Source organism: Microcystis sp. LE19-84.1B, from assembly GCF_027531875.1.
Classification (GTDB): domain Bacteria; phylum Cyanobacteriota; class Cyanobacteriia; order Cyanobacteriales; family Microcystaceae; genus Microcystis; species Microcystis panniformis.
In genome coordinates this window covers 1-13,650 of the sequence record NZ_JAPZSR010000183.1, presented here as the reverse complement: position 1 = coordinate 13,650, position 13,650 = coordinate 1, and the positions used below count along the sequence as shown (strand labels likewise).

Annotated in this window: 13 protein-coding genes; 6 read left to right on the top strand and 7 right to left on the bottom strand. The window is 44.9% G+C overall.

Annotation, left to right across the window (positions count from 1 at the left end):
• Positions 1–253: 253 nt before the first annotated feature.
• The gene (def, locus tag O9324_RS11050; RefSeq protein WP_288140208.1) at positions 254–763 is read right to left on the bottom strand and encodes a peptide deformylase; all 510 of its coding nucleotides are present in this window, start codon (positions 761–763) and stop codon (positions 254–256) included.
• A gap of 84 nt (positions 764–847) precedes the next feature.
• Here def and dnaA point away from each other — a divergent pair, with 84 nt between their 5' ends.
• Positions 848–2,182: a chromosomal replication initiator protein DnaA gene (gene dnaA / locus O9324_RS11045; protein WP_288140207.1), complete on the top strand. Its 1,335-nt coding sequence runs from the start codon at positions 848–850 to the stop codon at positions 2,180–2,182.
• Between the two features lie 102 nt (positions 2,183–2,284).
• Here dnaA and O9324_RS11040 read toward each other — a convergent pair whose 3' ends face one another.
• Genes O9324_RS11040 through O9324_RS11030 form a run of 3 tightly spaced genes read right to left on the bottom strand, consistent with a single transcriptional unit; the run spans position 2,285 to position 4,272 of the window.
• On the bottom strand, positions 2,285–2,413 hold the full coding sequence (locus O9324_RS11040) for a hypothetical protein (RefSeq protein WP_288140206.1): 129 nt from the start codon (positions 2,411–2,413) through the stop codon (positions 2,285–2,287).
• Positions 2,388–3,338 carry a heme o synthase gene (locus O9324_RS11035; RefSeq protein WP_288140205.1) on the bottom strand — a complete coding sequence of 317 codons (951 nt, stop codon included), beginning with the start codon at positions 3,336–3,338 and terminating at the stop codon, positions 2,388–2,390. The genes O9324_RS11040 and O9324_RS11035 overlap by 26 nt, the downstream gene beginning before the upstream one ends.
• Before the next feature lie 13 nt (positions 3,339–3,351).
• Positions 3,352–4,272 carry a COX15/CtaA family protein gene (locus tag O9324_RS11030; protein ID WP_288140204.1) on the bottom strand — a complete coding sequence of 307 codons (921 nt, stop codon included), beginning with the start codon at positions 4,270–4,272 and terminating at the stop codon, positions 3,352–3,354.
• Between the two features lie 423 nt (positions 4,273–4,695).
• Here O9324_RS11030 and O9324_RS11025 point away from each other — a divergent pair, with 423 nt between their 5' ends.
• The 3 genes from O9324_RS11025 (at position 4,696) to O9324_RS11015 (ending at position 8,170) form a co-directional block, all read left to right on the top strand.
• Positions 4,696–5,661 carry a cytochrome c oxidase subunit II gene (locus O9324_RS11025; RefSeq protein ID WP_288140203.1) on the top strand — a complete coding sequence of 322 codons (966 nt, stop codon included), beginning with the start codon at positions 4,696–4,698 and terminating at the stop codon, positions 5,659–5,661.
• Between the two features lie 29 nt (positions 5,662–5,690).
• Positions 5,691–7,367 carry a cytochrome c oxidase subunit I gene (gene ctaD / locus O9324_RS11020; RefSeq protein ID WP_061432191.1) on the top strand — a complete coding sequence of 559 codons (1,677 nt, stop codon included), beginning with the start codon at positions 5,691–5,693 and terminating at the stop codon, positions 7,365–7,367.
• Between the two features lie 179 nt (positions 7,368–7,546).
• The gene (locus O9324_RS11015; RefSeq protein WP_288140202.1) at positions 7,547–8,170 is read left to right on the top strand and encodes a cytochrome c oxidase subunit 3; all 624 of its coding nucleotides are present in this window, start codon (positions 7,547–7,549) and stop codon (positions 8,168–8,170) included.
• A gap of 343 nt (positions 8,171–8,513) precedes the next feature.
• Here the strand turns inward: O9324_RS11015 and O9324_RS11010 are convergent, their stop codons facing one another.
• Together O9324_RS11010 and O9324_RS11005 are read right to left on the bottom strand one after the other, a co-directional pair.
• Positions 8,514–8,876 carry an acyl carrier protein gene (locus tag O9324_RS11010; protein ID WP_061432189.1) on the bottom strand — a complete coding sequence of 121 codons (363 nt, stop codon included), beginning with the start codon at positions 8,874–8,876 and terminating at the stop codon, positions 8,514–8,516.
• Positions 8,854–10,653, bottom strand: coding sequence for an acyl-CoA dehydrogenase family protein (locus tag O9324_RS11005; RefSeq protein WP_288140201.1), 1,800 nt, complete (start codon positions 10,651–10,653; stop codon positions 8,854–8,856). The genes O9324_RS11010 and O9324_RS11005 overlap by 23 nt, the downstream gene beginning before the upstream one ends.
• A 202-nt stretch (positions 10,654–10,855) precedes the next feature.
• Between O9324_RS11005 and O9324_RS11000 the strand changes: the two genes are divergently transcribed.
• Positions 10,856–11,533: a calcium-binding protein gene (locus O9324_RS11000; RefSeq protein WP_288140200.1), complete on the top strand. Its 678-nt coding sequence runs from the start codon at positions 10,856–10,858 to the stop codon at positions 11,531–11,533.
• 149 nt (positions 11,534–11,682) lie between these two features.
• On the opposite strand, the gene O9324_RS10995 is transcribed toward O9324_RS11000, so the two are convergent.
• Positions 11,683–12,108 carry a DUF29 domain-containing protein gene (locus O9324_RS10995; RefSeq protein WP_043998986.1) on the bottom strand — a complete coding sequence of 142 codons (426 nt, stop codon included), beginning with the start codon at positions 12,106–12,108 and terminating at the stop codon, positions 11,683–11,685.
• 390 nt (positions 12,109–12,498) lie between these two features.
• Here O9324_RS10995 and O9324_RS10990 point away from each other — a divergent pair, with 390 nt between their 5' ends.
• Positions 12,499–13,371, top strand: coding sequence for an FkbM family methyltransferase (locus O9324_RS10990; protein WP_288140199.1), 873 nt, complete (start codon positions 12,499–12,501; stop codon positions 13,369–13,371).
• The last annotated feature ends 279 nt before the right edge of the window (positions 13,372–13,650 follow it).

Here is a 13,650-nt window from a genome sequence, read left to right as displayed (position 1 = left end):
TCGTCATCGCAGAACAGTTTGATTAATTAATATTTCCAACTTAATAATTTTACCTCAACAGACAACAATCATCAATTTTTATTTGGTTCTCTTTCTGATGTAGAGAACTTTTGTTCTAGATTTCTCCCATCTTTCAAATATATAGAGTATAAATACTCTATATACTCACTTCTCTGCGATGCAGTCGCACTCGCGGGAGCGCATTTTGTAGCTTGCTTAAAGCTTTGTTTCTGTCTGTATCACTTGTTACTTTTTAAAATGAGAATTGCTGGACCCAAAATTTCCGATGAGTTAATTCGTGTTGAAAGATACGCGCCAGAAAATCCTTGAAAACTTGACGGATTTCCCGACCATTGCGATCATAATAGGCCACCTCAATCCACTGATGACGGGGGACAAAACCGCGTAAATTGGGGACACTGAGACAACCTTCCCAACCCTTGACCATTTCCTCGCTCACCTGCAAAATACGCGGATTAATCATGGCAGTGGGTGACATGATCGGAGCGTCGGGATAACGAGGATTGGGGTGAGAAGCAACGATAAACAGACGCAGAGACCGAGCAACTTGGGGCGCGGCGATTCCCACCCCGTGGGCAGCTTGCACGGTGGTAATCAGGGAATCGATCAAATCTTGACAGTCAGCATCGAGAAGATTATCGATCTCCGGTGCTTTTTGCTGTAGAATTGGGTTTCCTAATTGGGTGATTGTTAAAACTTGTGTCATCTGTCTAAAGATTAATTGTTTCCCTCTGAAAATCATTTTATCTTGAGCGGCAAAATCTCGCTAAACTGATAAGGTTTCCCCGCAGCAGCACTAGAGCAACTTTGTTAATCAAAATTAACCGTGGATAGCAGCACCCAACAACTTTGGCATAATCTCCTAGAGCGTCTAAAATTACTATTATCCCGTCCCGCTTTCGAGACTTGGTTTCAAACGGCGACGGTTAAAGAATGGCAAAACGATCGCTTAGTAATTCAGGCTGCCAATCCTTTTATTCTTAACCATCTTCAGAAAAATTATCTGTCAACAATTGCCGAAGTAGTGGAGGATATCGTCGGTTATCCCGTCGAGATTCAACTAACGGCACAACAGGGCGATTTGATCGCTATTTTCCAGCCTCACACTAGCTTAGAATCAGAATTATCCCCCACCAATCAACTTAACCCTAAATATAATTTTTCCCGTTTTGTTGTCGGGCCAACTAATCGCATGGCCCACGCAGCTGCTTTAGCGGTAGCGGAATTACCCGGAAGGGAATTTAACCCGCTTTTTCTCTGTGGTGGGGTGGGGTTAGGTAAAACCCATTTAATGCAAGCGATCGGTCATTATCGTCTAGAATTATATCCTCAATCCAAGGTTTTTTATGTATCGACGGAACAATTTACGAATGATTTAATCACCGCTATCCGTCAAGATAGTATGGAAAGTTTTCGTAATCATTATCGTCATGCCGACATATTATTAGTGGATGATCTGCAATTTATTGAAGGAAAAGAATACACTCAAGAAGAATTTTTTCATACCTTTAATACCCTGCACGAAGCGGGAAAACAGGTGGTTTTAGCCTCCGATCGCTTGCCCAAACAGATTCCCAGTTTACAGGATCGTTTAATTTCTCGCTTTTCTATGGGATTAGTGGCCGATATCCAAGCACCGGATATCGAAACTCGCATGGCAATTTTACAAAAAAAGGCCGAGTACGAAAATCTGCGTCTCCCAAGAGAAGTTATCGAATATATTGCCGTTAATTATACTTCTAATATTCGCGAATTAGAGGGGGCATTAATCCGAGCTACTACTTATATTTCTATCTCCGGATTGCCGATGACGGTAGAAAATATCGCGCCGGTTTTAAATCCACCAATGGCCAAAATTTCCACTTCTCCCGATATTATTATGGCGGTAGTAGCGGAAAAATTTCAACTCTCGATCGCTGATCTAAAGGGAAATTCCCGCCGACGAGAAATTAGTTTTGCTCGACAGATTGGGATGTATTTGATGCGTCAACACACGGATTTAAGCTTACCGCGCATTGGCGAAGAATTTGGCGGCAAAGATCACACCACCGTTATTTATAGCTGTGATAAAATCAACCTTTCCCAACATCAAGATCGACAATTACAAGACATCTTAGCGCAACTAATCGAGCGAATTAACTCCCTCAGTCGCAATCAGTAGTCGGGGGGAATGATGAATTATGAATTGGGAAGTGGGGAGACCACTTCGTGTGCGTTGCGGGGGGAGATGGGGAGTGGGAAGTATTTTCAGTGAACTGAAAACTCACATCTGATAACTGATAACTGATAACTGATAACTGATAACTGATAACTGATAACTGATAACTGATAACTGATAACTGATAACTGATAACTGATAACTGAGATTAACTACAGGGGAATAAACTGGCAATTGTAGCGAGGAGACGAGAGGTCATGGGTAAACTATCGATCACCATAGCTGTACATAATAACATCATGTAAAGAATGGAATATTTAAACAGCGATCGAGCCATGTCTCGATCAAAAGGATTCTGTTTTAATCGCCAAGCTTTTTTCAGGAAAACAAACCCTAAAACCAAAGCCGCTAGACCATAAACAACACCACAGGCAGCCAAGGGATAAATCAGGAGGAAAGTGAAAGGAACGACGATTAAAGTATAGAGCCAAATCTGCTCGCTAGTGGCTTCTTCTCCTTTAACTACGGGCATCATCGGGATATCCACTTCCGCATAATCATCCTTGATCATTAAAGCCAAAGCCCAAAAATGGGGAGGAGTCCAGAGGAAAATAATGGCGAATAAAATCCAAGGAATCCAACCGAGATCGCCCGTTACTGCCGCCCAACCGACGAGGGGAGGAATCGAGCCAGCTGCGCCACCGATAACAATATTTTGGACACTATGACGCTTGAGCAGATGGGTATAAATCAGCATATAAAATGCGATGCCGGTCATTGCTAAAAATCCGCTCAAAGTATTGACAAAAAAGACAAAAAGTGCTAGGGAAAGGGAAGCTAAAACGAGGGCAAAAATGAGGGCGTGGAGGGGTTGCACGCGACCGGAGGGAATAGGACGGGCGCGGGTGCGAAGCATGGTGTGATCGATGTCGCGATCATAGATGCAGTTTAAGGTTTGAGCGGCGGCGGCGGCGAGAGTGCCACCGAGGAGAGTAAGAAAGAGTAAGAGGGGGGAAACCTGACCTTTAGAGGCGATTTCCATGGCAGCGGCCGTGGTAATCAGCAGTAGAGGAATAATTCGCGGTTTAGTGAGTTGATAATAACTTTTAGCGACTTGTAAAAAATTATCATGGTGGCGAAGGGCTTGAGTTCCAGTCATCGTGATTAAATCCTTAGAGATGGCTTATAGGCGCGAAAGAACGATCGCGAAGGGCAAAAGTGGTAAAAGCGACGAGGGTTCCCACCAATAGCGCACCGATGCTGTGGTGGGTAATGGTTAAGGGTTCCACCTGGAGATGCAGTTTCAGGGTGGCAACGCCTAAAAACACCTGTAGGGCGACTAATCCCCCGGCGCTAAAAGCTAGTTTTTTGAGGAGAGGATGGATAGCGGCAGCTCGCCAAGCGAAGAAAACTAGGGTTAACACCGAGACAGTGGCGGGAAAAACCCCGATAATGTGGCTATTCATCACGGTGCAGAGTTGGGAAACCGTTAAACACTGATGGGCTGCCCAACGGGAACCGACGAGACCGCCGAGGAGACATTGCAGATAAACTAGACCAGTGGCGACCATTCCCATCCCAGTTAGTTTCCCGACTGTACCGGTGCCACGGTAGGGAGTCAGACCGATAGCAATGACGATTAGGGTGGAGAAAAAGAGCAAAGCTGTGCCTAAATGGGCGGTTACGATGTCAAATCGCAGTAATTGGGTCACGGTTAATCCTCCTAGAACTCCTTGCAGGAGAATTAAAGCCAAGGCAGCGATCGCAGAGGGCAACAGCCAAGTAGGAAGATGGCGACGATACCACCAAGACAGACCGACGAGAGCGATCGTACTAAACCCGATCAAAGAGGCATCGAGACGATGAAACCACTCCAGAAATACCTGTAGATTCATCTGCTGACTGGGAATCCATTGACCGTAACAGAGAGGCCAATCGGGACAAGCTAAACCGGCGTTCATAACTCTGGTGGCAGCGCCCACTACCATGAGGGCGAAAGTAGCGATCGCAATTTTCCAGACTAAGCGGCGCATCCACACCTGAATATTGCCAGTTTCTCTTAGGGGTGTCGGGTTAAAAACAGATTCGGTCATCGGTTTGCCTGTTCTCAAGGAGTCTGTCATCAAAGAGCCTGGCTTGGTTTGCCAGTTAGTTAAGTAGGTAGGCACAATTATTTGTAGGATGGGTTAGCGGTAGCGTAACCCATGCGGGCGTTGGGTTTCATGCTTCAACCCAACCTACGTTCTTTGTTTGCCAGTTAGTTATCACTGTGAATGAGTTTTTTTACGACAAGTAAAACCTTTTAGATATTCTTTAGATTTCTGGCCATTTCCGTTACATTTGTTTACATAAACTCAGAATAAGATACAAAAATTAGTTATTTAAAATACTTTCCCTGAAAACGATCCCAAAGAAAAGATAAAATTCTCAGAAGATGCTGGTTAAATTTCCCATCTATAGGGGAATCATGTTTTAGCCTTGAATAAGTAGCCACTATTGAAAATATTGAAAAGACCGTGAAAATTCCCAGCAGTATCCTGACGCTCGTACTCGGGATCGCCTTGACCTTAATTAGTCTCTGGTATGGCCAAAATCATGGCTTAATGCCTGTGGCCGCTTCCGAAGATGCTCAGGAGATAGATAATATCTTTAATCTGATGATGACCATCGCCACGGGACTATTTTTAATAGTTGAAGGCGTGATCATTTATATAGTGATTCGCTTTCGCCGTAAACCGGGGGATCAAACCGACGGACCGGCGGTGGAGGGCAATGTCCCCCTAGAAATCTTCTGGACAGCCATCCCGACGGTAATCGTTTTTATCCTTGCCGTCTATAGCTTCGAGATTTATAACAATATCGGCGGACTCGATCCCTTGATTTCCAAGGGTGGCAAAGGAGAAATCGCCCACCACGGTCATCACCACGGCACGATGATGGCCCTGGGCGGCGATCGCAGAGTAGCCCTAGGTATCGGCAATTCCTACGATGGTGAAGGAGTCCCCCCCCTAGTGGTCAATGTTAAAGGTATTCAATACGCTTGGATCTTCACCTATCCCGAAACCGGCATTGTTTCTGGGGAACTGCACGCTCCCGTCAATCGCCCCGTGCAACTGAATATGGAAGCGGGGGATGTGATCCATGCTTTCTGGGTTCCCCAATTGCGTCTAAAACAGGACGTTATCCCCGGACAGGAAACGGTTTTATCGTTCACATCCAACCAAATTGGTCAATATCCGATCATTTGTGCGGAACTTTGCGGGGCCTATCACGGTGGCATGAAATCTAGCTTTGTGGTTCACTCCCAAGGGGATTACGACCAATGGGTGCAGGATAATACGATCGCCGAAGTTGACAGCGATCAAACCGTAGCTATGACCGCTAAAGATCGCTCTGATAGTCAGTATTTGACCCCCTACACCGAAGAAATGGGCATCGACGCTGAAATCCTCGCCCAAGTTGCCCATCAGCAGCAAATGTAATTTTTCTTGTCATCTAAAATCTTGGCCTTATGACAGCATCAACGGAAATAACCACCCCAGCAACCGTTCCCGAGGTGATCCATCACCGCAAGTGGACAGATTACTTTACTTTCTGCACCGATCATAAAGTCATCGGTATTCAATATCTGGTGACTGCCTTTCTTTTCTTCTTTATTGGCGGTGCTTTCGCGGAAGTGCTGCGAACGGAATTAGCCACTCCCGACCCCGATTTCGTCTCCCCAGAACTATATAACCAATTCATGACCATGCACGGAACGATCATGATCTTTCTTTGGATCGTTCCGGTTGGGGCGGGTTTTGCCAATTATCTCATTCCCCTGATGATTGGGGCGGAAGATATGGCTTTTCCTCGTCTTAACGCTGTGGCTTTCTGGCTTAATCCCCCCGGCGGGCTGCTATTATTATCCAGTTTCTTTGTCGGCGCACCCCAGTCCGGTTGGACTTCCTACCCACCTTTAAGCTTAATTAGCGGCAAATGGGGCGAAGAATTGTGGATTTTGAGCCTTTTATTGATCGGGACTTCTTCGATTTTAGGCTCGATTAATTTCATCACCACGATCCTGAAAATGCGGATTCCTGAGATGGATTTGTACAGTATGCCGCTATTTTGTTGGGCAATGCTGGCCACCTCGACTCTGGTACTGCTTTCCACCCCCGTTCTCGCTTCTGCTCTCGTTCTCTTGTCCTTTGATTTAATCGCCGGCACGAGCTTTTTTAACCCCGCCGGCGGCGGCGATCCGGTGGTTTATCAGCATATGTTCTGGTTTTACTCCCATCCTGCTGTTTATATCATGATCTTGCCCTTTTTCGGCACGATATCGGAGATATTACCAGTTCACGCCCGCAAACCGATTTTTGGTTATCGAGCGATCGCCTATTCCAGTCTCACCATCTGTTTCTTGGGTTTAATCGTTTGGGCCCACCATATGTTCACCAGCGGCACCCCCGGCTGGTTACGGATGTTTTTCATGGCGGCAACTATGTTAATCGCCGTTCCCACGGGCATTAAAATCTTTAGTTGGTGTGCCACCCTTTGGGGGGGTAAACTCAGTCTCAATACGTCTTTATTATTTGGGATCGGTTTCCTGTCTTCCTTCCTCATCGGTGGTTTGACCGGGATTATGTTGGCTTCTGTTCCCTTCGATATCCACGTCCACGATACCTATTTTGTCGTCGGTCACTTCCATTATGTACTATTTGGTGGTACGGCAATGGCCCTGTTTGCTGCCGTTTACCATTGGTTCCCGAAAATGACCGGACGGATGTATAACGAAACTCTCGGTCGTATCCACTTTGTTCTCACTTTTATCGGTTTGAATTTAACTTTCATGCCGATGCACGAATTGGGATTATTGGGTATGAACCGTCGTATTGCCCTGTATGATGTGCAGTTTCAGGGTTTAAATGTTCTTAGTACCGCAGGAGCTTATATTCTCGGTATATCGAGTATTCCCTTCGCTATTAATATGGTCTGGAGTGCCTTTAAAGGTCAACCCGCCGGCCGTAATCCTTGGCGCGCTTTAACCCTAGAATGGCAAACCTCCTCTCCCCCAATTATCGAGAATTTCGAGGAAATGCCGATTCTTTGGTCCGGCCCCTACGATTACGGTATTGATCTGGAGGAATCAGAAGCAGCGGAATCAGTACAAGATCTCCTCGCCGAAGTGGGCGCCGAATCCCAATAATTATGGGGGATTAGCCCTGGGGGTTGGGTGTTGGGTGTTAGGTGTTGGGGTAGTGAGGAATTTAGCTGAAATTTCCCTATCTCCCTATCACCCTATCTCCCTATCACCCTATCCCCCTATCACCCTATCCCCCCATCTCCCCACTCCCCGTCTCCCGTGTAAACTAAGGACATTCAATCATGCAAGGTTCAACGCTCGAAGATTCTCAACTCTCTGTCAATTATCATCACGAAACGGTGGAACACGGGCATCATGGCCACCCAGATCATCGCTTATTCGGTGTGGTTTTGTTTCTAGTGGCGGAAAGTTCCATCTTTTTAGGCTTATTTGCCGCTTTCTTGTTCTACCGTACCATGTTACCCGTTTGGCCCCCCGCCGGCACGCCAGAATTAGAGTTAACCCTACCGACAATTAACACAATTATTCTGGTGTCCAGTAGTTTTGTTATGCACATAGGACAAAAGGCGATTAAACAAAACAATAATGCCGGTTTACAATTTTGGTTCGGCATTACTGCTCTGATGGGAATTATCTTCCTTTGTGGTCAAGGATACGAATATTATCACGCTGAATTCGGTCTGACAACTAATGTTTTCACCAGCGCTTTTTATGCCTTAACTGGATTCCACGGTCTCCACGTTACTTTCGGTTTAGTGCTAATTCTATCGGTTCTCTGGCGTTCTCGTCAAAAAGATCACTATTCTAGTCAATCTCATTTTGGTGTGGAAGCGGCAGAATTATACTGGCATTTCGTCGATGTGGTCTGGATTATCCTGTTTTTACTGGTGTATATCTTGAGATAATTTTTGTTATTTAGTGGGAGAAAAGGGCGATCAAGCGATCGCCCTTTTTTGTATATTTCAATTTATAAGTAGTCGTACAAAATAAATTTCCTAGTGCTGAGAGGGAACTCCGGAACTGCGGAACGGGCAACAGAAAAGAAATACAGCGATTGTTGCTTTACGGAGAAATGGGTAATTAATTTTGTTTAGGTACTTAGCAATTCCTATACTGGTGAGTAGAGAATAGAGCCAATTGATAACTAATATAGGTGGGTTACGGCGAATACTAGATAATTTTCCCTAGCATAAATTGTCGTCGCCTAACCCACCCTACACCTGATAACTGATAACTGATAACTGATAATTAACGACGACCGAATAAACTCCAACCTTTGCCACCACTAACGGCCGGTTCAGCTTTTTCAGCGACGGGGGCAACTTCTGCGGGGGTTTCCTCACCGGAAAGATTAGAAAGATCGTAGTTTTCTACTAGGAAAAGAGACGCTTTTTCAATAGTAGAATAATCCCAGAAAAGGGTAGAAGGTAACTCTTGACCTACCCAATCTTCTAGATCACCCACCATTGTTACCGCATCGATCGAATCTAAACCATAACGGGTTAAAGGTTCAGTCACATTAATCGTTTTTGCATCCAAAGATAACTGATCAGCTAACTGTTTGACTAACCAATTTTGTACGAGATTATTAAGATTGGAGTTGGAGTTCATGGGTTTTTTCCTCGGTAGTTTGTGAATGGGCTAATTGAAAAGGCACGATCGAAAAATGTTGATTTTCTCGATATAATTTCAGCAATTCTTGGGCAACATTTTCTATATACACCTCAGACAGAGTGTAAGGCAGCGGCCGGAGAGTTCGCAGTAATCGGTGTAAACTCAACACCAACCATTCCCCCTGGGCAAAAAATTCACCCAAGATGGAACGATTATAAAGCCAAGTGTGTAAACAAGCAGAAGCGGCGTGTAAAGTACAGTATTTCTTGGCAATCTCGAACAATTCGGGTGATTGGTCGTGACCATACTCGAATTTCGATTGACTAATCTGTTCATCGTGAGCATTTAGTTCCTCTAAAACTAAATTACCCAACATCAATAGATTTTCTAATACTTCCCGGTCCACCTCCTGAGAATCTTTCAATCCCTCCAGCATATCAAGGGCAATCTCTAAACCCTGTAGGGAATCATCCATTCCCCGGCCAAATAATTCTAAATTATTGGGTTCAAAGGGAGGAACCGACTTTTCTAGGCTAAAAATCGCCTCTAAACGGGTTTTTAACGCCGACATGGTGCGCGAGTTGCGTTTAGCCCGATATTTGGTTAAAGGACGCAATTGTAGGATTAAAGCATGAAGATTGACGATCGAACTGCCGTCAAACATACTGATAATCGAATTATCCCGCAGTAGCTTCTGGAAGATGCCGAATTCGTGTTCTTCTCGCATATAAAAACGCGATCCCAAGACCACATAAACACTATTAACCATCTCCTCCAGACGGACGGTGACAAAATATTTTACCACCGAAGCCCAGACGCTAAACTGTTCGGGGATAATATGAAAACCTCTCGCAGCCGGAATCGTCTCGCAATCGCAAATAAGGATGTCAAGGAAAGCATCCACGAGAGTGCGCCGGGGTTGGGGCAAATCCATCACAGTTTTCTGATAAATTACCCGATTAACGGCAAAACTGAGGGTAGTTCTCAAAGCGGTATCGGCTGCCCCGTGGGAAAAAGCCGCGCACAACATTCGGGTAATCTGGAAACCTTTCAGGGCTAATTCTAAACCGTCTCCCTCCTCCCGTAAACGCATGGAATCGGGGACGAAACAATCTTTAAAACCAATGCCACTCATATCCGAGGCGCGCACGCCATGGGTGTATATTTTCGGCAAATTATAGTATTTTTCGGGGTCTAATTGCCGTTTATCTACCATAAATAGGGTTAAACACTTTGGCCCGCCGTTAGCATCGGTTTTCGCCAAAATAAAGGAAACTCCAGAGATAGTCGCCCGGTTAATCGGCCATTTCTCACCATTGAGAATATAACCTCCTTCCACCTTCGTCGCGGTCAGATCACCATTGATCAGATCGCTGCCGTGTTCCTTTTCCGAGTAACCCAGACACATCGCCCCATAGTCATCCATGATAAAACGGGCGAGCTTCTGTTTCTGTTCTGGGGTTCCCGCCATCCAGTTTAAAAACGACCAGAATAGGGTAGTAAAAGCGATGCCGATAGTTTGATCCCGTCGGGAAAGTACCCGCACAAAAGCGACAAATTCCTCAAAAGAGGTAAATTCACCGCCGCAATCCGTGGGAATGTAGTAGTGTTGGAGTTTCCAGTCGTATAACCAGCGAATTTCCTCGTGGGGAAATTCTTCGCTCTCGTCAATTTCGATCACCCGCTTGTAGGATAGAGGGTTATCGGGATTGAGAGGATCGCCTAAGTCTTTTTCCAGTGCTTCAGCAGTCCAGTATTGCTTAAGCTTTTTCATAGTGCCTCTAGGACAGATACAATGTGTTTTTCGTCAATGCCTTCGGTTAGAAGACCCGACCATTCACAAAAATTAATGACCATTCTAGACTTTTGGCCGCACAATGGCAACAGTTACGCAATGTGCAACTAAAAACGACAGAATCAAACAGATACAGTTGCACAGGGTGTAAATTATGTAATTGTTAAGGAGGATTAAATTTATGCCCCTAGTTACGGGAAATAGCCTTGATAACGCCATTACTCCATCTTCGGCATCAGCCGGAGTCACTGGATGGTATTCGGGACTCGGGTTGAATGATACCATCAATGGCGGCAATGGCAACGATTTCATCAATGGCGGCAATGGCAACGACATCATCGATGGTGGCTCGGATGCCGACACTCTCAATGGCGGTGATGGCAACGACATCATCGATGGTGGCTCGGGTGCCGACACTCTCAATGGCGGTGCTGGCAACGACACCCTCAAAGGTGGCTTGGGTCAGGATACCCTTACCGGTGGTGCTGGAAACGATTTCTTCAGGCTCGACAACGTAGCGAACCGTGATCTGATCACCGACTTCTCTGTACCCGCTGACACGATCACTCTGGCGAACAGTCTTGACAGCACTTTAGCCGGATCCTCTAATCCGGGGATCAGGGGTCTGAGCTTTATTAGTGGTAACGTGAACGGAAGTGTCCTTAACTCTGCCCGGTTCTTCAAGGGAGCGGGGTCTACCGGGGGAGCATCGGGAAACCCCTCCGGCATCTACGTCAACACTACCAACGGCGACATCTGGTATAACGATTCCAACGTCGTCGGTAGTTACCTAATTGCCAATGTTGGTGCTGGTATCGCAGCTGGCATGACTAATGCTGACTTCGTTTACGGGGTGTAAGTCTTAGCTAGGCATCACAGGAAAACTATGCCATGTCCCCCGCTAACGGCGGGGGTTTTTTGTCGGCCCCCCATCATTCAGTCACTAAAAATCCCAACTTTAACAGCGATATTAATCCTTTCAAAAACAGCATTATTTTTGAGTGTGTATTAACCAGGGAACCAATCTTCATCAAGAATTTTCTCAATTGTCCAAGGACAGTCAACTGGTAAAGTTAATCCACTTTTGCGGCTCGCTTTTCCCAGAGCTTTTTGATAACAATAACCAAACCGTTCTAAGGCATGATTGTAGATTACCTTAGAGCGAAACAGCAGGCTCAATTCCAATCTGAAATTATCTATCTCGTCTGTCCAGTGGGGTAGGTAGTAAGGATGCTTCCAGTAGGCGTAAAGTAGCAGGTGACTGAGGAGTTGAATAAGAAAGCTTTCTGCTTTGTATTTGCGTTCATCAACCATTTCCTCTAATTCCTCGGCTAAAGTTTGCCAATCTAAAGTATTGCGCTCAGGCGATCGCAGTTTTTCTGCCTGGTCTTGCAGCCAGGCTACATAGTCTTTTTCATATAGGGTTTCAGCCATTAATTTTACCTCTATACTAATCTTTTTTTGTCCTATCAAAATATAGCTCTCATTGTATAGCTCAAGCACCAAGAAAATGCTGGTTATTGAAATATTACATCCCATCATTCAGTCAATAGACCTCTGGTAAAAATCAAAAATTGTTGTTAGGGTTAGTGCGATGCCGAAGGCACTGCGTAGCAGTACGCCATCGCTGTAGGGTGCGTTCCCTAATGTGGCTCCTAGCTGCTGCATCGATAGTGATTAAACCGCAAAGTGCCGTATTGGGTTTTATTGAGGGGGTGTTAGACCGATGCAGGTGGGATAGTAGGACAGAGGAGGTTGCTCGACCGCAGAGAGCGGTATAATTAATATTTAGATGCCTCCATGGCTAACTTGAAGTGAGAGTATATGTTGAAAGGGACTATTTATTTGCATAAGTTCAATTATTTTCTTGGATTGGTTAGAGAGATTGGTGGCTGGGATTTCTTATACCGCTATCTAGTACGAGCATTTTATAAAATAACCAAGCTCAACCAGAAAATGGTTCTATTTAATAATGTAGAAATGACTCTGCCCTATGATAGTCGATTCGGAACGGAAATTTTCCTCAAGGGAAGCAAGTTGGATTGGGGATCTGAAATTATCCTTCATCGGTTCTTAGATATTAATAAAGACTTTATTGATGTTGGAGCTAATATTGGTTATTACAGTTTACTGGCTGCTCCTTTATCCAATCAGGTTTATGCCTTTGAACCCGATCCGAGAATGGTTGAACACTTAAAGAGAAATCTTTCCCAGTTTCAAAATTGTCATGTTCTAGAAGAAGCACTTTTTTCCGAGCCTGGCACTATGGATCTTAATTTGAACTCAATGCCTGAACTAAATTCGCTGGTCAGGCATAGTCCCCAAGAGAACAAGGTGACAGTCAAGGTAAATACTTTAGACAAATTGATGTCTGATTATCCGTTACTAAGTGTTTCCTGTATCAAAACAGATGCTGAAGGAGCAGACTTCGATATACTAATGGGTGGCAAAAATCTTCTAATTCGAGATCAACCTTTGGTCTTGTCGGAAATTTATCCAACAAAGAAGCTCCTTGAATTTATTAAATCTATTGAATTTACCTGTTTTGCTTTCGTCAAACCTAAGGATGAGGATGGAGCTAATTTACAACCAAAATTCATCAAGATTGAAACAAAACCGACCAACTCTCATATTAAAATGATTTTCTTAGTTCCTAATCGGCTCTTGTCAAGGTTTGAAGAGCTAAAAGATGTCTAACACTTCGTCGCTGCGGACGGAACAGAGCTTATTCCTAGCCATCGCTGTAGGGTGCGTTCCCTAATCTAGCTGCTACTGCCGCACCGATAGATTTTTGGGAACGCACCATGCTAATTCATTTGAGCAAGTGATTACAAGCTATAGTTAGTAAAAGTATAGTCAAATATAGACAGACTGAATTCCATTTCAGAAATTCCCTTCACTTTTACTTCGAGAGATTGATTCTCCTTGGGTGAACTACGCACCTCTCTATCCCATAGCGGTTAAACGCATTTGGGA

Excerpts from the sequence above, each read along its gene's own strand:
- O9324_RS10995 (WP_043998986.1), bottom strand. The coding sequence starts at position 12,108 with ATGGCTGAAACCCTATATGAAAAAGACTATGTAGCCTGGCTGCAAGAC.
- O9324_RS11000 (WP_288140200.1), top strand. The coding sequence starts at position 10,856 with ATGCCCCTAGTTACGGGAAATAGCCTTGATAACGCCATTACTCCATCT.
- def (WP_288140208.1), bottom strand. The coding sequence starts at position 763 with ATGATTTTCAGAGGGAAACAATTAATCTTTAGACAGATGACACAAGTT.
- O9324_RS11005 (WP_288140201.1), bottom strand. The coding sequence starts at position 10,653 with ATGAAAAAGCTTAAGCAATACTGGACTGCTGAAGCACTGGAAAAAGAC.
- O9324_RS11010 (WP_061432189.1), bottom strand. The coding sequence starts at position 8,876 with ATGAACTCCAACTCCAATCTTAATAATCTCGTACAAAATTGGTTAGTC.
- O9324_RS11015 (WP_288140202.1), top strand. The coding sequence starts at position 7,547 with ATGCAAGGTTCAACGCTCGAAGATTCTCAACTCTCTGTCAATTATCAT.
- O9324_RS11035 (WP_288140205.1), bottom strand. The coding sequence starts at position 3,338 with ATGACTGGAACTCAAGCCCTTCGCCACCATGATAATTTTTTACAAGTC.
- O9324_RS11030 (WP_288140204.1), bottom strand. The coding sequence starts at position 4,272 with ATGACCGAATCTGTTTTTAACCCGACACCCCTAAGAGAAACTGGCAAT.
- O9324_RS10990 (WP_288140199.1), top strand. The coding sequence starts at position 12,499 with ATGTTGAAAGGGACTATTTATTTGCATAAGTTCAATTATTTTCTTGGA.
- ctaD (WP_061432191.1), top strand. The coding sequence starts at position 5,691 with ATGACAGCATCAACGGAAATAACCACCCCAGCAACCGTTCCCGAGGTG.